Source organism: Saccharopolyspora terrae (genome assembly GCF_004348435.1).
GTDB lineage: Bacteria > Actinomycetota > Actinomycetes > Mycobacteriales > Pseudonocardiaceae > Saccharopolyspora > Saccharopolyspora endophytica.
The window spans coordinates 1-17,074 of sequence record NZ_SMKS01000046.1; the positions used below are offsets into that span (position 1 = coordinate 1).

At 69.3% G+C, this 17,074-nt stretch carries 16 protein-coding genes; 7 read left to right on the top strand and 9 right to left on the bottom strand.

What is annotated here, in order from left to right:
* Positions 1-254, bottom strand: a 254-nt coding sequence (locus E1181_RS22100; RefSeq protein ID WP_456238799.1) for an MmyB family transcriptional regulator, incomplete at its 3' end; no start/stop codon positions are given.
* 330 nt (positions 255-584) lie between these two features.
* Between E1181_RS22100 and E1181_RS22105 the strand changes: the two genes are divergently transcribed.
* Both E1181_RS22105 and E1181_RS22110 read left to right on the top strand, forming a co-directional pair.
* On the top strand, positions 585-1,037 hold the full coding sequence (locus E1181_RS22105) for a nuclear transport factor 2 family protein (protein WP_132677567.1): 453 nt from the start codon (positions 585-587) through the stop codon (positions 1,035-1,037).
* A 41-nt stretch (positions 1,038-1,078) separates the two neighbouring features.
* The gene (locus E1181_RS22110; protein WP_132677568.1) at positions 1,079-1,684 is read left to right on the top strand and encodes a TetR/AcrR family transcriptional regulator; all 606 of its coding nucleotides are present in this window, start codon (positions 1,079-1,081) and stop codon (positions 1,682-1,684) included.
* Here E1181_RS22110 and E1181_RS22115 read toward each other — a convergent pair.
* The gene (locus tag E1181_RS22115) at positions 1,681-2,496 is read right to left on the bottom strand and encodes an SDR family NAD(P)-dependent oxidoreductase (protein WP_132677569.1); all 816 of its coding nucleotides are present in this window, start codon (positions 2,494-2,496) and stop codon (positions 1,681-1,683) included. The genes E1181_RS22110 and E1181_RS22115 overlap by 4 nt on opposite strands.
* A 39-nt stretch (positions 2,497-2,535) precedes the next feature.
* Positions 2,536-3,375, bottom strand: coding sequence for a helix-turn-helix transcriptional regulator (locus tag E1181_RS22120; RefSeq protein WP_132677570.1), 840 nt, complete (start codon positions 3,373-3,375; stop codon positions 2,536-2,538).
* 124 nt (positions 3,376-3,499) lie between these two features.
* Here E1181_RS22120 and E1181_RS22125 point away from each other — a divergent pair, with 124 nt between their 5' ends.
* The 3 genes from E1181_RS22125 (at position 3,500) to E1181_RS22135 (ending at position 6,404) form a co-directional block, all read left to right on the top strand.
* A complete protein-coding gene (locus E1181_RS22125; RefSeq protein WP_132677571.1) occupies positions 3,500-4,225 on the top strand; it encodes an alpha/beta hydrolase in 726 nt (241 codons plus the stop codon).
* A gap of 194 nt (positions 4,226-4,419) precedes the next feature.
* Complete coding sequence (locus E1181_RS22130) at positions 4,420-5,073, top strand: maleylpyruvate isomerase family mycothiol-dependent enzyme (RefSeq protein ID WP_207922252.1); 654 nt, start codon at positions 4,420-4,422, stop codon at positions 5,071-5,073.
* Positions 5,074-5,522: 449 nt separating this feature from the next.
* Positions 5,523-6,404, top strand: coding sequence for an FkbM family methyltransferase (locus tag E1181_RS22135; RefSeq protein ID WP_207922253.1), 882 nt, complete (start codon positions 5,523-5,525; stop codon positions 6,402-6,404).
* A 100-nt stretch (positions 6,405-6,504) separates the two neighbouring features.
* Here the strand turns inward: E1181_RS22135 and helR are convergent, their stop codons facing one another.
* A complete protein-coding gene (helR, locus tag E1181_RS22140; protein WP_235876947.1) occupies positions 6,505-8,658 on the bottom strand; it encodes an RNA polymerase recycling motor ATPase HelR in 2,154 nt (717 codons plus the stop codon).
* Positions 8,659-9,019: 361 nt separating this feature from the next.
* Between helR and E1181_RS22145 the strand changes: the two genes are divergently transcribed.
* Both E1181_RS22145 and E1181_RS22150 read left to right on the top strand, forming a co-directional pair.
* Positions 9,020-9,229, top strand: a complete 210-nt coding sequence (locus tag E1181_RS22145; protein ID WP_132677572.1) for a hypothetical protein — start codon at positions 9,020-9,022, stop codon at positions 9,227-9,229.
* Positions 9,220-10,026: a hypothetical protein gene (locus E1181_RS22150; protein ID WP_132677573.1), complete on the top strand. Its 807-nt coding sequence runs from the start codon at positions 9,220-9,222 to the stop codon at positions 10,024-10,026. Before E1181_RS22145 ends, E1181_RS22150 begins: the two co-directional genes overlap by 10 nt.
* A 235-nt stretch (positions 10,027-10,261) precedes the next feature.
* On the opposite strand, the gene E1181_RS22155 is transcribed toward E1181_RS22150, so the two are convergent.
* The 5 genes from E1181_RS22155 to carB form a co-directional block, all read right to left on the bottom strand.
* Positions 10,262-10,618: a hypothetical protein gene (locus E1181_RS22155; RefSeq protein WP_132677574.1), complete on the bottom strand. Its 357-nt coding sequence runs from the start codon at positions 10,616-10,618 to the stop codon at positions 10,262-10,264.
* The gene (locus E1181_RS22160) at positions 10,615-11,697 is read right to left on the bottom strand and encodes a serine/threonine-protein kinase (RefSeq protein ID WP_132677575.1); all 1,083 of its coding nucleotides are present in this window, start codon (positions 11,695-11,697) and stop codon (positions 10,615-10,617) included. Before E1181_RS22160 ends, E1181_RS22155 begins: the two co-directional genes overlap by 4 nt.
* Before the next feature lie 289 nt (positions 11,698-11,986).
* Complete coding sequence (locus E1181_RS22165) at positions 11,987-12,721, bottom strand: hypothetical protein (RefSeq protein WP_132677576.1); 735 nt, start codon at positions 12,719-12,721, stop codon at positions 11,987-11,989.
* A 183-nt stretch (positions 12,722-12,904) separates the two neighbouring features.
* The gene (gene pyrF, locus E1181_RS22170) at positions 12,905-13,756 is read right to left on the bottom strand and encodes an orotidine-5'-phosphate decarboxylase (protein WP_132677577.1); all 852 of its coding nucleotides are present in this window, start codon (positions 13,754-13,756) and stop codon (positions 12,905-12,907) included.
* Between the two features lie 6 nt (positions 13,757-13,762).
* Positions 13,763-17,074, bottom strand: a complete 3,312-nt coding sequence (gene carB, locus E1181_RS22175; RefSeq protein WP_132677578.1) for a carbamoyl-phosphate synthase large subunit — start codon at positions 17,072-17,074, stop codon at positions 13,763-13,765.

The following is a 17,074-nucleotide window of genomic DNA, read 5'->3' on the forward strand; positions in this document are numbered from 1 at the left end:
AGCTTCTCGGCGCTGTCCGTTCCGGGGTCGGGGTGGAAGATGACCAGGGCTTGGCCCGGGCTGCCTTCGACGCCGAGGCGTTCCCGGTTGAGCACCAGCTCCCCGACCTGCGGGTGGTCCACGCGCATCGGCGCCGCCGCGCACACGAGAACGTCGTGCCTCGCCCAGATCTTGCTGAACCGGATGCTGGCGAGGCTGAGCTCCCCGACGATCTCGACGTAGCGGGGATCGTCGGTGTCCGGTGACGTCTTCACCCCGGACGACGCCCTGCTCGGCGTGGTGCTCAACTACGCGCTGGCCGCGTTGATCTGGTTCATCGTCGGACAGATCATCATCAAGATCATGCGCAGGTAGTCGCCTGGGTCGGCCGCTCGGACGGCGGCCAAGGCACTCGGCTTCGCGAGAGCGGTGACCACGGGGCGGTTTTGGTCCGAACCGTCCATGATCAATGCCCGTTTTGTGCCCGGTCAGTTCGGACCAAAACCACCACTTGTCGTCCCGCCCGGTCCTTCGTCCTGGATTTTCGCGACAGTTCGTCGTATTCTTTGCGACGCATCGTCGTGAAGAGCGAGAGGTTGGGGCCCATGGACGTCACGAGTGATCGAGCCGAGCTCGTCGAGCTGCTCGGGCGGTACGCCGACATCGCCGATCTCAAGGAGTTCACCGAGCTCCCCTGGCGGGTGCACACCGACCCGTTCACGCTCGACTTCTCGTCGGTGGCCGGAATCCCACCGATGACCGCGTCGCTGAGCGAGTACACCGAGGCCATCCGCGCCGCGTTCGCGCCCTACACCGCCACGCACCACACCATCACCGGACACGTCATCGACATCGACGACGACCGGGCGACCATCCACGCGCACGTCCGCGCCGAGCACTGGGTTCCGGGCGAGATCGCAGGTGAAGGCCCCCGCTGCTGGTTGGTGGTCGGCTTCTACGACAACGAGGCGGTGCGCACGGCCGACGGTTGGCGCCTCAGCCGCGTCACGCTCACCGCCACGCACCAGGACAACCAGCACCTCTCGAGTGCCTCGTAGCCCGGGTCGGCGAAACGCCGCGACGCGAGGACAATGATCGGATGCCGCGGATCCGGGGAGCCAGCATCGAGGAGCACCACGACATGGTGTGGGCCGATCTCGCCGACGCGACGCGACAGCTGCTGAGCGAACGCGACTACGACTCGATCAACGTGGGGCACATCGCCGCTCGGGCAGGCCTCGCGCGCAACACGCTGTACAACTACGCGCCGGACAAGAACGCGCTGATCGTGGCGTTGACCGAGCGGGCAGGACGACCCGCGGTGGAGAAGGTGGCCGCGATCGCCGAGCGCACCGACGAGCCGGCCGCCGACCGGATCCGGGTGATCGTCGAAGCAGTCCTGGACGCGTGCTCGGACCAGATCCTGCAGCTCATGTTCCGGCCGGGCGCCAGCGACTCGCTAACCGAGAAGGGACCCGACGCCCCGTTGCACGCGATCGTGGTCGCGGTGGAGGACCTGATCCGCGAAGGCGCAGCGCGCGGTGAGTTCCGCGAGGTCGGGGACGTACGGCTCACCGTGGAACTGCTGTCGGGGGTCATGCGGGCAGGTGCCGAACGCATCGGTCGGGACCCGGACGCATTCTCCGCAACGGTCGGCGCAGCTCAGGAGATCATCCTCGCCTCGCTGGCCGACTCGCCGCGCTAGACGAGAGCGAGGGTGCGGGCGCGGAGCGTGGACCTGGCCTCGGCGTCGTAGGCCTGGGCGTGGGCCCGAGCGGGCCGGAGGCGATCGAAGAACTGGCCGGTGACGCCTTCGGCGGACTCGTCAACGGCGAGCCTGCGGGTCGCCTCCACTCCGGTTTCCAGCGAGTCCGAACTCCTGCCGACCTCCGAAAGGACGATCTTGGTCGGCATGAAGGTGGCCGGGTGCAGGCAGGTCGCCGCCAGCTCGTTCGGCGCGAACCGCTCGGCGAGGTCGAAGCTGTGCATGATCTGCGCGAGCTTGCTCTGACCGTAGGCGCGGGAGCCCGAGTAGTCCCGTTCGAGCATGAGGTCGTCGAAGTCGAGCGGGTCCTGCGCCAGCGACGCCACGTGCACCACCCGGGCAGCACGTCCATCCCCCGCCGAGGAGCGCAGGAGCGGCAGCAGGTTCTCGGTGAGCGCGAAGGTGGCCAGGTAGTTCACCGCGAAGCGCAGCTCGTGACCGTCCGCGCTGGTCCGGCGCTCGCGCCCGTCCGGCTCGCCCGAGCCGATGCCCGCGTTGTTGACCAGCACGTCGAGCCTGTCGACGCTGCTGCCGATCGTGTCGGCCAGCATCGAGACCTGGGCGAGTTCGGCGAGGTCGGCGGTCGCGGTGACGGCAGCGGCACCGCGGGCCCGGACCTCGGCTGCGACCTGATCGACCTTGCCCGCGTCACGGCCGTGCAGGACGAGCCGGACGTCCTCGCTCGCCAGACGCAGCGCCAAGGCCCGGCCGAGCCCGTCGGTGGCACCGGTGATCGCGATCGTGCGGGGCATGTGGTCCTCCCATCGTTCGGCAGCTCTTCGCTCAGGAGATCAGCTAGCGCGCTCGGAGGCGTCGCGGGTGACCGAGGTGGTGGCGAGCAGGGTCAGCTTCTCGGCGCTGTCCGTTCCGGGGTCGGGGTGGAAGATGACCAGGGCTTGGCCCGGGCTGCCTTCGACGCCGAGGCGTTCCCGGTTGAGCACCAGCTCCCCGACCTGCGGGTGGTCCACGCGCATCGGCGCCGCCGCGCACACGAGAACGTCGTGCCTCGCCCAAATCTTGCTGAACCGGATGCTGGCGAGGCTGAGCTCCCCGACGATCTCGACGTAGCGGGGATCGTCGGTGTCCGTGCCGACCGCCTTCCGGAAACCCGCGACCGCGCTCACCGAATCGGACTCCCAATCCGGGTAGAGCGCTCGCTCGGCGGGGTCGAGGAACATGTCGCGCAGGCGGTTGGTCCCGGGCACCAGGCGTGGTGACAGCGCGGTCGCCAGGGGGTTGGCGGCGAGGACGTCCATGTAGCGGCTCTCGACGAACGCCGGAAGTGCCAGTGAATCGAGGAGTTTCGCCGTGCTCGGCCGGAGCTTCTGCACCGGTTTCGGGCGGCGGCGCTTGGGTTTGGCGGCGCCCAGGCGCAGCAGGTGGTCCGTCGCGGCCTCGTCGAGCAGCAGCACGCGCGCGAGCGACTCCAGCACCTGAACCGACGGGTTGCGGTCGCGGCCCTGCTCCAAACGCAGGTAGTAGTCGGCGCTGATGCCGGCGAGCATCGCGACCTCCTCCCTGCGCAGCCCTGGCACTCGCCGCACGCCTGTCACGGGGATCCCGGCCTGCTCAGGCGTGACCAGCTCACGGCGTGCGCGCACGAACTCGCCCAGCAGGTTCTGCTCACCCATAGCTCCAGCGTAGGCGCGCGGATGGGGGCGTGCCTGGTCCTGCGAGCCCCAGGGTCGCGGGGACTCTGGTTGAGGTGGCGGGGCAGCGGCAACGTGATCGGCACAACGACGAAGGAGTGCACGAATGTCCACGTTTCTGCTGGTGCACGGCGCTTGGCACAGCGGTCGGGCGTGGGACCGGGTGGTTCCGCTGCTCCACGACCACCGGGTGCTCACCCCGACCCTGACCGGCTACGGCGACACCACCCACCTGCTGAGCCCGGAGGTGGGGCTGCACACCCACTCCGCCGATGTCGTCCGGCTGATCCTCGCCGAGGACCTGCACGACGTCGTGCTCGTCGGGCACAGCTACGCCGGGCTCGTCATCTCCGACGCCGCCAACCAGGTCCCCGACAGGATCGCGCAGCTGGTCTACCTCGACGCGATGGTCCCCATCGACGGCGAGACCGCGGCCGACGTCATGCCGCAAGCGCGGAAGGCCATCGACCTCGCGCTCGACTCCGACAGCGGTTTCCGCGTGCCACCACCGCCCGAAACCCCGGAGGGCCTGTTCGGCGTCACCGACCCCGCCGACCTGGCCTGGCTGCGGACGATGCTGTCCGACCAGCCCGTCGGGGCGCTCCGCGAACCCGTTCGCCTGGACAACCCCGCGGTGCGGACGATCTCCCGAGTCCACATCCACTGCACCGATGTCCCCGCGGGCTTCGCCCGGCGCCCGGTCCCAGCCGTGCAACCCAACGGGAGTCCCGAAGTCGTCTGGGAACTCCCCACCGGCCACGACTGCATGATCACCACCCCGCACGAGCTGGCAGAACTCCTGCTACGCCTCGTTCCGGACAACCCGAACTGACTCAACCCGCACCCTGGTCCCGTCGCGGGAACCGGAATACGGCGGTAATCGGGTCCCCGATTACGGCGGTAATCCGGGTTCCCGCCGCGGACGCGGATGGGGTTTGGGGTGAGGACTGCGGGGTTCGCCCCGGGAGGGTTGGGGAGTTGGTGAAGTGGGGGTTCGGTGTCGGTGGGGTGTCGTACGGTCGACGCGTGAAATCGGACTTCGAGGAGCTCTTCCGGATTGCGGAGGAGAATCGTCGGCTGGCGGCCGACATGTTCGCATCGTTGACGCCGGAGCAGTGGACGACGCCGAGTCTGTGCGCGGGGTGGACCGTGCGGGAGGTGGCCGCGCACCTGCTCGCTCCGCTCGAAACCCGGTTCAGCTGGTTTCGCGTGCTGCGCACGGTCGTTCGCTACCGCGGTGACCTCGACCGGTACGTCGACGAGCAGACCCGCGAATGGGCCGAGCGTCCCACCGACGAGCTCGTGGCCGGTCTGCGCCGGCTGGCCGGGCGGCAGTTGAACGTGCCGTTCGTCGGGCCCTTCGGTCCGATGGCCGACACGTGCATCCACCTGCGCGACGCCGCCCGGCCGCTCGGCCTCGACGTCAACCCGCCGCCGAGCTCGTGGCGACCGGCGCTGGACTTCCTCACCACCACGAACGGCGCCCGCGCCTTCCTGCCCGCCAGCCGCCTCACAGGCCTGCGACTCATCGCCACGGACCAGGACTGGGCCTGGGGCGAAGGTGGCGAGATCCGCGGCCCGAGCGAGGCGTTGACGCTGGCCGTCACCGGACGAGCGGTCGCCCTGCCCGACCTGCGAGGCCCGGGCGTCGAGACCCTCGGGAACCGGATCACGAGTTGAGCTCGGACCGCACTCCCAGGATCGTCCACTTCGGACGGAAATCACGGACGTTCCTGCCGTCCGCCCGAGGAGGCGGGCTCAATCGTGCAGCCCCATGTGGTGCATCCGCGGCCACAGCTGCGACCAGGGCTGCTTCGGTCCTTCCACGATCCACACGACCTCGCCGTCGAATTGCGTCTCCGCAGGAACCGGGTGTCGATGACGCCCCACGGGCGGACGCTGTCGAAGTACCGCTCCAGCTCCGCGCGATCCGACCCCAGGTAGAGCGCACGCCTGGTGTCCTCCGGTGGGTGGCCGAAGCACCAGAAGCCGCGACCCGGGGCTGAAGTCCGGGGAAGACCGGCGGTCTTCCCCGGAATGGTCACCACCGTAAGGCCGGCACGGACGCGAAGATCGTCGATCGGGAAAGAACGCACCGGCCCTTAAGGGAAACTCAGGGCCTGTACCGCATGTCGACGCGCACCCCGCTCGTTAGACTTCGATCGTCTGAAACGACCTCGGAAATCGACAATCCCGGCGCAGTTCCCAGCGATCACCGAAGGATGAGCATCGTGCACACCACCACCGCGTCCACGACTCTGTCTCCCAGTTCACCGCGCAAGCGGCTCTCCGCAATTGCGGGCACGCTGCGCGCTGCGGCGTCGGTTTCGCTGGCGGAACCGGAATTGCAGGGGTTGTCGCAGCTGGTGCGCGCGGGTGATGTCTGCTTCGACATCGGTGCCGCGTACGGGATGTACAGCTTCAGCCTGGCGCAGCTGGTCGGACCGTCCGGTGCGGTGCACTCGTTCGAACCCCAGCCAAAACCTCGGCGAATTCTGCGTACCGGCGTCCGCGCTTCGAACCTGGAGAACGTGCACGTCATCGATGCCGCGGTCGGTGAACGATCGGGTGAACTGGAGATGTCGCTGCCGGTGAAGTTCGGTTTCGCCCCGATTCACGGGCATGCGCACGTCAACGACGGGATGCGGCAGAGCCGACCGAATTCCACTTTCACCCGCACCCGCAGCTGGTCCACCCCGATTCGATCGGTCGACGAGTTCTGCGCGGAGAAGTCGATCTCGCGCGTGGACTTCATGAAGATCGACGTGGAAGGCTTCGAACCGACCGTCATCTCCGGTGCGCGGGAGATCATCGGGGCGAACCGGCCGACCTTACTGCTGGAGATCGAAGACCGCCATCTGTCCCGGTATTCCACCACCGCCGCTGAATTCACCACCACGCTGCGGGATCTGGGATACCGAATGCACGTGTGGAATCGGCAGGAATGGGTTCCCGCCGAAACCGTCACCTCGGATCGGCGCAACTACCTGTTCATCTCCGAGCCCCTCTGACCGCGGTTGCGGCCGGGGTGATGCCGCGGCGCTGGACCGCAACGGGATTCACCTGCTACCACCAATCGCCCCGGTCGCTCACCCGCTTAACGTGGCCGGATCACGAGCTCAGCGCGGACAGAACCTCGGGGAGCGGTTCGGCGTGCACGACTCCCAACCGCTGCGTCGCCCGGGTCAGGGCGACGTAGAGCTCCGCGACACCTCGGTCGCCCTCGGCGAGGATCCGGCCCGGTTCGACCACGAGAACCGCGTCGAACTCCAAGCCCTTGGTCTCCGCGGGCGGGACCGCACCCGGGAACCCTCGCGGCCCGATGACGACGCTGGTTCCCTCGCGACCCGCCTCCTGCCGGTTGAAATCGTCGATGGCAGAAGCGATTTCGCCCTCCTCGACCTGGCGGTGCCAGGGCGCGACCCCGCATGAGCGGACCGATTCCGGAGGTGCCACGTCGGGGGCGAAGTCGGCCAGCAGCGACGCCGCCACCTGCATGATCTCCGCCGGGGTGCGGTAGTTGACCGTCAGCTCGCGGTACGCCCAGCGGCCGGGGACGTAGCGGTCCAGCATCGCGCCCCACGCCTCGGCACCGGCCGCTGAGCGGCGCTGCGCCAGGTCCCCGACGACGGTGAACGAGCGGCTCGGGCATCGGCGCATCAGAACTCGCCAGTCCATTTCGGACAGTTCTTGGGCCTCGTCGACGACGACGTGCCGGTAGGTCCAGTCCCGGTCGGCGGCAGCGCGCTCGGCGAGATCGCGGGTGTCGTGCTCGACGAATCGCTCGGCCAGATCTTCGGCGTGCAGCATGTCCTGGGCGAGCAAGTGGTCTTCGTCGTCCATCATGTCGTGCCGCTCGGTCTGCATGATCTCCAGGACCCCGGCGGCGTACTCGGCTTCGGCGGCTCGTTCCGAGGCCACCGGGTCGGACGTCTTCACCACGCCCAGCAGGTCGACGAGCTCGTCGAGCAGAGGGACGTCCGACACCGTCCACGCCTGGCCATCAGCGCGGTGCAGCGACTCCGCACCGGCCGCCCGCAACCGCTCTGCCGATGAGTACAGGTCGACCAGGAGCTGCTGCGGGGTGAGGATCGGCCACAGCTCGTCGAGGGCTTCGGTGAACGCCGGGTGCTCGCCCAGCTCGGAGAGCAGATCGGCCCGCAGGTTCTCCCACACCTCCTTGTTGTCCCTGGTCAGCCAGCCCTTCCCAATGCGGCCGATGGCGCGTTCGGTCAGCACGTAGGTGACGATGTCGGTGAACACCGCGCGGGCCTCGTTGTGCGGCAGGCCGCTGTCGCGGGCCTCCTCGCGCGCCCACTCGGCGGTCGCGGCGTCGATGCGGACCGTCACGTCCTCCAGCTCGATGTGCAGCGGCTGCTCCGGCAACCGCTGGCGGTCGGCGACCGCGGCGTTGAGCACGTCGAGGATCTTCAGCGAACCCTTGAGCCGCGCGACCTCCGGCGCGTCCTCGGCCGTGACGTGCAGGCCGGGCACCAGGTCTCCGGTGGTGGCGAACACGACGTCGGACTCCCCCAGCGACGGCAGGACGCGGCCGATGTGGGTGAGGAACGCCGGGTTCGGGCCGACGACCAGCACACCGCTGCGCTCCATCCGCTCGCGCTGCGTGTAGAGCAGGTAGGCGACGCGGTGCAGCGCCACGACGGTCTTGCCGGTTCCCGGACCGCCCTCGATGACCACCACACCCGCGTGGTCGAGCCGGATGATGCGGTCCTGCTCGGCCTGGATGGTGGCGACGATGTCGCGCATCCCCTCCCCGCGCGGAGCGTTGACCGCGGCGAGCAGCGCCGCGTCACCATCGGATTCCCCGTCCGGACGCCCCAGGACCTCGTCGGTGAAGTCGGTGATCTCGCGGCCTCGGGTGTGGAACTGGCGGCGCCGGCGCATGTTCTCCGGACTGGCCGCGGTGGCGATGTAGAACGGACGTGCCGCCGGGGCACGCCAGTCCAGCAGCAGCGGCCGGTAGTCGTCGTCCGAGTCGAACAACCCGATCCTGCCGATGTAGCGGCGCTCTCCGTCGACCGCGTCGAGCCGGCCGAAGCACAGGCCCTGGTCGGCCACGCCGAGCCGCTTGAGCTCCCTGGCCTGCGCCCGCACCTCCACGTCGCGCTCCATCGCCGACGCGCCGGTCCCCCGCAGCGCCTCCTCGTAGCGCGTCTCGACCCGCGCGCGTTCGGCGTCGAGCTGTTCGTAGAGCTCCGCGACGTAGGCGCGTTCGGACGTCAGTTCTTGTTCGTGCTGGGACACGTGTTCCTCGCAAGTGATCGATTCCCCCAGCCGGGCACCGCGTTTTCGCTGGTCTCGGCCCAGGCCGAGCATTGTGCGGCACACCCGGGGCCTTGCCGCAAGTCCCCCCACCCCCTGTAAGATGAGAGCGGGAAGAGGGGATGTGTTCTCTCCCGCTCACCATTCCACCCCAATTCTTCGGCAAGTTCGTCGCGCCTTTTGCCGATCACTCGGTCGCGTCCGATCGTTCCCGCTGATCGCGCAGCCCCGGGTTTGCCCGGAGGTCACGTCGCTGCGGTCCCCGGAACGGGATGTTGCGTGCCCGACCGTCACGCGCGCACATTCGATCCCGTCACTATTTCCACTGTGGAGGGACGAGAACATGTGCGCCAGTTGGCGAATTCCGGCGTGCGAGCGCCACGGCGAGGTCGTGGTGACGCTGCTGGTGCGGGACGAGATCTCCATCGCCCAGGAGGGCGCGGAGGTCGTGGTCGCGCGCAGCCGGCTCACCGACGTCGCCGACAAGCTCTACTTCCTCGACCAGGCGTTCCGCGCCGAGGCTCGCGACGTCGTGGAAGCGCTGTGCGACTGATGACCTGCCTGATGCTGTGGGCGCTGCTGGCGGGCTGCGCGACCGAGGCGCCGGAACGGCCCGAGGACCTGTTCTGGGAGGTCTACCGGCGGCAGGCCACCCAGCCCGTCGTGCACACCCGGCGCGAACGCTTCGACACGCCCGAGGCCGCCGCGACGCGGCGGATGGTGCTGGTCAGCGACGAGATCTTCGACCACCGGTCGGGGCACCACGTCGGGACCAGCATCGAGCACTGGCGCGGCGAGAGCGTCGTGCGGACCAGGTGCGTCGACGGCGTTCGCCACGGCTACCTGCCCTCCCGCAAGACGTGGGACGAACCCGAATCGAGCTCGTTGTGCCAGGTCAGCACACGCCCGCTGCTTGGCGATGGGATCATTCCCGGGGGCCTGTCGGACTCGCAGGCCGACGCGGTGGTGGAGTCGCTGCGCGGCGAGCACCGGTTCCTCACCCCGCTGCCGCCCACCCCGGTCGACGTCGGCGGCAAGCGCTACCTGCGGATTCCGGTGCGGGCGCGTCCCACCGAGCACGACGGCACGGCGTGGGACATGCAGCACTTGCTGTTCGCGCTGCACGACGCGGGCGTGGACCCGAGGACGTACCCGTTCCAGCCCGCGGACAACACCGGGGCCGGCGCGGACCTGACCTACTTCGTCGATCCGGCCACGCTGCTGCCCGCCTTCGTCCACCGCCAGATGCTGCCCTCACCCGGCCCGGTGGTGCGGGTCGAATACGTCCGCCCCGCACGACTTCCCGCTGATCCGCTGGCGGACGTGACCCCGTGGGCGCTGAGCTGGTGACCCCGCCGTCGTCCTCCCCGCCGCCGTCCCGAAGACCCGGATCACCGCAATCAACACCCCGAAACCGCCGTAATCAGGTACCCGGAGAACCGCAGTAATCCGGTCCCCGAAAACTCCCGTAATCCGGCACCCGAGAACTGCGGTATTCCGGGGCCCTGAAAACCGCCGTAATCGGGTGCCTGAAAACCGGGGTAATCCGGAGGTGTTGAGGGGTGGGGTGGGTCGGAGGGGATGGTCAGCCGTCGCCGCCTCGTGACTTCTTGTCCTCGCTGCGGGGTTCCGGCGGGTTGACCGTCACGGTGACCGGGGCCGCACCGGGTGCCGGGATCGTGCGCACGTCCTCGGCGACCCGGTCGGCGGCGGCCATGATGGATCCGGCGCGGTCGGAGTCCAGCGCGCCGTCGGCGACCGCCTCGGCGATCTCGCGATGCAGCGCGGCCAGCGCGGTCTCGGTGTCGAGGCGGTTCTGCGCCAGGGCCGCGGCCTTCACCTCGGCGACGCGGGCGCTCAACCGCGTCCGCACCTGGGGGTCGTCACCGCAGCCGGCCAGCACGAACCCGACCAGGAGCAGGGAGGGCAGCAACCGGTTCATCCGCGCACCAGCCTCTCCAGGTTCGCCAGGTCCTCGGGTAACCGATCGACACCGGGACTTCCGGAAACCGGTGGCAATCCGGGCGTTTCGGACCCATCGGGCCAGAAGGCGACGATGAGCGCGGCCAGGATCACCACCACGAGCAGTCCGGCCGCGACCGGTGCGAGAGGTGGGTGCGAGGGTTGCGGCTGGATCGGCATCGACTGCGTCGGCGGGCGGTGCGCCCGCTGCTGCGGGATGCGCGGTGGCGGCGCCGGCAGCGGCGGCGGGACCGGGGCGATGACCTCGGTGGTGCGGCCGTTGAGCAGGTCACCGGCCTGCTCGGCGGTGATGCGGCGCGCCGGGTCGGCGGCGAGCATCGCCAGCAGGCCGCGCCGCAGGCGGGCGGGGATGCTGAACGGGATCTGCGGCGGGCGGACCAGCCGCGCCACGGCCGCGTCCGGCCCGCCCGGGTACTCCACGCGGCCGGTCACGCACTCCAGCAGCACCAGACCCAGCGCGTACACGTCCGCCGGGAATCCCACGTCACCACCGGAGACCTGCTCCGGAGCCATGTAGGTGGTGGTGCCGACGACCATGCGCGAGTCGGTCAGCCGGCCCGCCGCGTCGGCCAGTCGCGACACCCCGAAGTCAGCCAGGTAGGCGCGGCCGTCGTTGCCGATGAGGACGTTGGTGGGCTTGACGTCGCGATGCACGACGTCGTTGCCGTGCACGTAGGCCAGCACGTCGGCGAGCTTTCCCCCGATGTCGGCGACGTCCTCGGGACGCATCGGACCGGACTCGGTGGCGTCGGCCAGCGTGCCGCCCTCGATCAACTCCATGATCAGGAACAGCTCGTCCTCGTCGGCGCTGAAGTCGTGCACCGTCACCAGACCGGGGTGGCTCAGGCCCGCCAGGATGCGCGCTTCCTCCGCGAAGCGCTTGCGCCCCAGCTCATCGGTCGCCGAGCGGAAGACCTTGGCCGCGACCAACCGCTGCAGGCGGGTGTCCATCGCCCGGTGCACGTCGGCCATCCCGCCGCCACCGAGACGAGACCCCAACCGGTACCGCGCGCCCAGCAGCGGAGCATCGTCGGTCATCGAGCCAACCCTCCGAACCCCTCAACACAGCGACCCTAACGGGTGAAGATCACCCCGCGATCACCAGCTTGCACCCCTCCAACGAGCCGGCTGGACACCGGTGATCACCGAAAGAATCCCCGCTGCTCAGGCGATTCCGGCCACGACGGGGAGGTTCGGAGCATCCACCGAACAGCGGCCAACGCCGATCACCCGAACGGAGCAGTTCACCCAAACTTCGCGCGAAGTTCGAACACCCCCACCGCACCCGCTGCGACGTCGAGGAAGATCGCCTCGGTGGTGGGACCGTCTAGATTCCTGGGAGATCGCGGTCCCGTTTGAGTTCGATAACCGAACCGTCGCGAAAGCGGCCCACGATGGCGTACAGCGATTCCGACCAGCGTCCCCGCCTGACTTCGGTGATGTCGGCCAGCTGATCGCACTGGTATTCCCAGAGCGTCACCAGCGAATCCCCGCCGTGCAGGGACTCAGCCACCGTGCTGACCGCCGAGCGGGCTTTCCCCAGCAGACCACCCAGTCCCGCTGCTTTGCCTTCGCCCTCATCGATATCGGATTTGCTGACCACGGTTTCCTCGACGACCACAGCGATGCGCAGATCGGTCTCGATGAACCAGCCTTCGGTGCCGGCCGCCACCAGCTGGTTCGCGCACGCCACTGCATCGCAGTTCGACGACTCGGCGAGCACCCAGCCCCGAATCGTGGGGTCGTGAACCCACTCATCACCGTGGATCCGACCCTCACGAACCGGGGCAGAAGGCAGCAGGGCGTTCGAGAAGTCCACATCGAGAGTTCGAGCAACAGGGCCCAATGGTGTCATCGGCGCCTTGTACTCGCCGATGACCCCGCCGAGGTGGGCAGCGGTGCGGTCACCGCCGTTGTAGGAGCGAAGCTTCTCGCTCTTCGGCTTGCCCCGCGAGTCCAGCCCTTCCACGTCGAAGCCACAGCTCAGCTGCGTGCTGTGACACCACAGGATCGACTCACCACGCCTGCACCACTGCTGGCGAACCGCAAGAACCTCGATCACTGGAAGCTCTCCCTGATCGACTTCACTGCGGGGACGGTATCCGAGGTGTCGGTGGGGGCGTGGGGGTTTCGGTGAAGGTGTTGTCCGGTCGGCTCGTCGGAGGTGGGCGGCATCGGGAATTCGACGCGAAACACCCGTCCCCGGCGCGAGAACGTCGTGCCGGGGACGGGTGTTGTGATCGGCTCAGTCGTTGAGCTGGTGGTTGATGTCGTCTGCGAGGCGGGTGTGGGTGTCTCGCAGGGACTTGACCTCCGGGCCGTGGCGGAGGACGTCTCGCGACGTGGTCGGGAGGACGTGCGGGAGGGCCCGGCCGAAGACGGCCTTGAGGTCCTTCACCGTGGCGCCCTGGGCGCCGAGACCCGGGGCGAGGATGGGGCCGTTGAGGTCGGAGAAGTCCAGCTCCCCCGCGGGGATGGTGGCGCCTGCCACCACGCCCACGTGCCCCATCGGCTCCTTGCCCAGGTTGCTCTCCGCCGCGGAGTCCACGATGTACTGACCGACCGTGTCGCCGCTGCCGTGGACCGACTGCTGCAGGCCCACGCCCTCCGGGTTGGAGGTGCGGGCCAGCACGAACACGCCCCTGCCGTTCTGCTCGGCCAGGCCGATGGCCGGGGCCAGCGAGCCGTAGCCGAGGTACGGCGAGACCGTGATCGCGTCGACCGCCAGCGGGGCGCGCTCGTCGAGGTAGGCCATCGCGTAGGCCGTCATCGTCGAGCCGATGTCGCCGCGCTTGACGTCCAGCAGCACCAGCGCACCGGCCTGCTGCGACTCCGCGATCACCTTCTCCAACACCGCGATGCCCGCGGACCCGTAGGCCTCGAAGAACGCCGACTGCGGCTTGAGCAGCGCCACCCGGTCGGCCAGCGCCTCCACCACGGTCATCGCGAACCGCTCCAAGGCCTGGGGGCTCTCCCCCAGCTGCCAGGCGTGCAGCAGCGACGGGTGCGGGTCGATGCCCACGCACAGCGGCCCGCGCCGGCTCACCGCTTCGGCGAGCCGGGCGCCGAAGCCGGCGCGCAGCGGAGCATCAGGCATCGCCGCTCACCGCCCCTGCCGCAGCGCGGCCTGCAGGGCCTGCAGCGGGCGGACGCCGATGTTGCCGCCGATCGCGGCCTCGATGCCCTGCACCGCCGCGGCAGCGCCTTGCACCGTCGTGATGCACGGGACGTCGCGGGAGACCGCGGCCGTGCGGATCTCGTAGCCGTCGACCCGCGGACCCGGGTTGCCGTACGGGGTGTTGATGATCATGTCGACCTCGCCCGCCTTGATCAGGTCGACGACATCGCGCTGGCCCTCGACCGACTCGGTGTGCTTGGCGACCACGGTGGAGGTGATGCCGTTGCGCCGCAACACCTCGGCGGTGCCCTCCGTCGCGAGGATCTCGAACCCGAGGTCGGCCAGCCGCTTGACCGGGAACACCAGCGAGCGCTTGTCCCGGTTGGCCACCGAGACGAACACCTTGCCCGACGTCGGCAGCGAGCCGTAGGCACCGGCCTGCGACTTGGCGAACGCCTGGCCGAACGAGGTGTCGATGCCCATGACCTCGCCCGTGGACTTCATCTCCGGCCCGAGCAGCGAGTCGACGCCGATGCCCTCGCGGGTCCGGAAGCGGTGGAACGGCAGGACCGCTTCCTTGACCGCCACCGGGGCGTCGACCGGCAGGTCGGCGCCGTCGCCCTCGTCGGGCAGCATGCCCTCGGAGCGCAGCTCGGAGATCTTGGCGCCCAGCATGATTCGCGCCGCGGCCTTGGCCAGCGGAGCGGCCGTGGCCTTCGAGACGAACGGAACCGTCCGCGACGCGCGCGGGTTGGCCTCCAGCACGTAGAGCACGTCGTCCTTGAGCGCGTACTGCACGTTGAGCAGACCGTGCACGCCCACACCGCGCGCGATGGCCTCAGTGGAGCGGCGGACCATCTCGATGTCCTGGCGCCCCAACGTGATCGGCGGCAGCGCGCACGCCGAGTCGCCGGAGTGGATGCCGGCCTCCTCGATGTGCTCCATCACGCCGCCGAGGTAGATCTCGTTGCCGTCGCACAGCGCGTCGACGTCGATCTCGATCGCGTCGTCGAGGAACTTGTCCACCAGCACCGGGTGCTCCGGCGTCACCTCGGTGGCGCGGGCGATGTAGTTGGCCAGCGACGCCTCGTCGTAGACGATCTCCATGCCCCGGCCGCCGAGCACGTAGGACGGGCGCACCAGCACCGGGTAGCCGATGTCGTCGGCGATCCGCTTGGCGCCCTCAAAGGACGTCGCGGTGCCGTACTGCGGAGCCGGCAGACCGGCCGCGACCAGCACGTCGCCGAATGCGCCGCGCTCCTCGGCCAGGTGGATCGCCTCCGGCGGGGTGCCCACGATCGGCACGCCCGCGTCCGCGAGGCGCTGCGCCAGGCCCAGCGGGGTCTGGCCGCCCAGCTGCACGATCACGCCCGCGACCGTGCCCGACCGCTGCTCGGAGTGCACGACCTCCAGGACATCCTCGAAGGTCAGCGGCTCGAAGTACAGCCGGTCCGAGGTGTCGTAGTCGGTGGAGACCGTCTCCGGGTTGCAGTTGACCATCACCGTCTCGTACCCGGCCTCGCGCAGCGCCATGGCCGCGTGCACGCACGAGTAGTCGAACTCGATGCCCTGACCGATGCGGTTCGGGCCCGAGCCGAGGATGATCACCTTCGGCTTCTCGCGCTGCTCGGCGACCTCCGACTCCGCCGCCGGGTCGGACTCGTAGGCCGAGTAGTGGTACGGGGTGTTGGCCGCGAACTCGGCGGCGCAGGTGTCGACCGTCTTGTACACCGGCCGCACGCCCAGCCGGTGGCGCAGCGCGCGAACGCCGTCCTCACCGGCCAGTTCCGGGCGCAGCGCGGCGATCTGGCGGTCCGACAGGCCCGCGCGCTTGGCCACGCGCAGCAGCGAGGCGTCCAGCACCGGGGCGTCGACGAGCTCGCGGCGCAGCTCCACCCACGCCGAGATCTGGTCGACGAACCACGGGTCGATGCCCGAGGCCTCGTGCACCTGCTCGACGGTGGCGCCGAAGCGCAGCGCGCGCTCGACGGTGTAGATCCGGCCGTCGTGCGCGGTGCGCATCTCCTCCAGAGTGGACTCCAGCGTCGCGCCCTCGGGATCGGGCTTGGTCCAGAAGCCGACGGACTTGGTCTCCATCGACCGCAGCGCCTTGCCCATCGCCTCGGAGAAGCTGCGTCCCACGGCCATCGCCTCGCCGACGCTCTTCATCGTCGTGGTCAGCTCCTGGTCCGCGCCCGGGAACTTCTCGAAGGCGAACCGCGGCACCTTCACGACCACGTAGTCGAGCGTGGGCTCGAACGACGCCGGCGTCTCGCCGGTGATGTCGTTCTGGATCTCGTCGAGGGTGTAGCCGACGGCGAGCTTCGCGGCGATCTTGGCGATCGGGAAACCCGTCGCCTTCGACGCCAGCGCCGACGACCGCGACACGCGCGGGTTCATCTCGATGACGACCATGCGGCCGTTCTCCGGGTGGATGGCGAACTGGATGTTGCAGCCGCCGGTGTCCACGCCGACCTCGCGCAGCACGTCGATGCCGACGTTGCGCATGTGCTGGAACTCGCGGTCGGTCAGCGTCATCGACGGCGCCACCGTCACCGAGTCACCGGTGTGCACGCCCATCGGGTCGACGTTCTCGATGGAGCAGATGACCACCACGTTGTCGGCGTGGTCGCGCATCAGCTCCAGCTCGTACTCCTTCCAGCCGAGCACGCTCTCCTCGATGAGCACCTCGTGCACCGGGGACTCGGACAGGCCGAAGGAGGCCATCCGCTCCAGGTCCTCCTCGGTGTGCGCCATGCCCGAACCCAGACCACCCATGGTGAAGCTGGGCCGGATGACCACCGGCAGACCGGACCCGGCGACGAACGAGCGCACGTCGTCCATCGACTTGCAGACCTTCGACGAGGGCACCTCGCCGCCGACCGAGCGCACGATGTCCTTGAACATCTGCCGGTCCTCGCCGCGCTGGATCGCGTCCACGTCCGCGCCGATGAGCTCCACGCCGTACTTGTCGAGCACGCCGCGCTCGTGCAGCGCGATCGCCGTGTTCAGCGCCGTCTGCCCGCCCAGGGTCGCCAGGATCGCGTCCGGGCGCTCGGCGTCGATGACCTTCTCGACGAACTCGGGCGTGATCGGCTCGATGTAGGTGGCGTCGGCGAACTCCGGGTCGGTCATGATCGTCGCCGGGTTGGAGTTCACCAGCGAGACGCGGATGCCCTCCTCCCGCAGCACCCGGCACGCCTGGGTGCCGGAGTAGTCGAACTCGCACGCCTGACCGATGACGATCGGCCCGGAACCGATCACCAGAACGTGCTTGATGTCAGTACGTTTGGGCAT

Bases quoted from the DNA above. Each gene is read 5' to 3' on its own strand.
- E1181_RS22105 (WP_132677567.1), top strand. From the start codon at position 585: ATGGACGTCACGAGTGATCGAGCCGAGCTCGTCGAGCTGCTCGGGCGG.
- E1181_RS22110 (WP_132677568.1), top strand. From the start codon at position 1,079: ATGCCGCGGATCCGGGGAGCCAGCATCGAGGAGCACCACGACATGGTG.
- E1181_RS22115 (WP_132677569.1), bottom strand. From the start codon at position 2,496: ATGCCCCGCACGATCGCGATCACCGGTGCCACCGACGGGCTCGGCCGG.
- E1181_RS22120 (WP_132677570.1), bottom strand. From the start codon at position 3,375: ATGGGTGAGCAGAACCTGCTGGGCGAGTTCGTGCGCGCACGCCGTGAG.
- E1181_RS22125 (WP_132677571.1), top strand. From the start codon at position 3,500: ATGTCCACGTTTCTGCTGGTGCACGGCGCTTGGCACAGCGGTCGGGCG.
- E1181_RS22135 (WP_207922253.1), top strand. From the start codon at position 5,523: ATGTCGACGCGCACCCCGCTCGTTAGACTTCGATCGTCTGAAACGACC.
- E1181_RS22145 (WP_132677572.1), top strand. From the start codon at position 9,020: ATGTGCGCCAGTTGGCGAATTCCGGCGTGCGAGCGCCACGGCGAGGTC.
- E1181_RS22155 (WP_132677574.1), bottom strand. From the start codon at position 10,618: ATGAACCGGTTGCTGCCCTCCCTGCTCCTGGTCGGGTTCGTGCTGGCC.
- E1181_RS22160 (WP_132677575.1), bottom strand. From the start codon at position 11,697: ATGACCGACGATGCTCCGCTGCTGGGCGCGCGGTACCGGTTGGGGTCT.
- pyrF (WP_132677577.1), bottom strand. From the start codon at position 13,756: ATGCCTGATGCTCCGCTGCGCGCCGGCTTCGGCGCCCGGCTCGCCGAA.
- carB (WP_132677578.1), bottom strand. From the start codon at position 17,074: ATGCCCAAACGTACTGACATCAAGCACGTTCTGGTGATCGGTTCCGGG.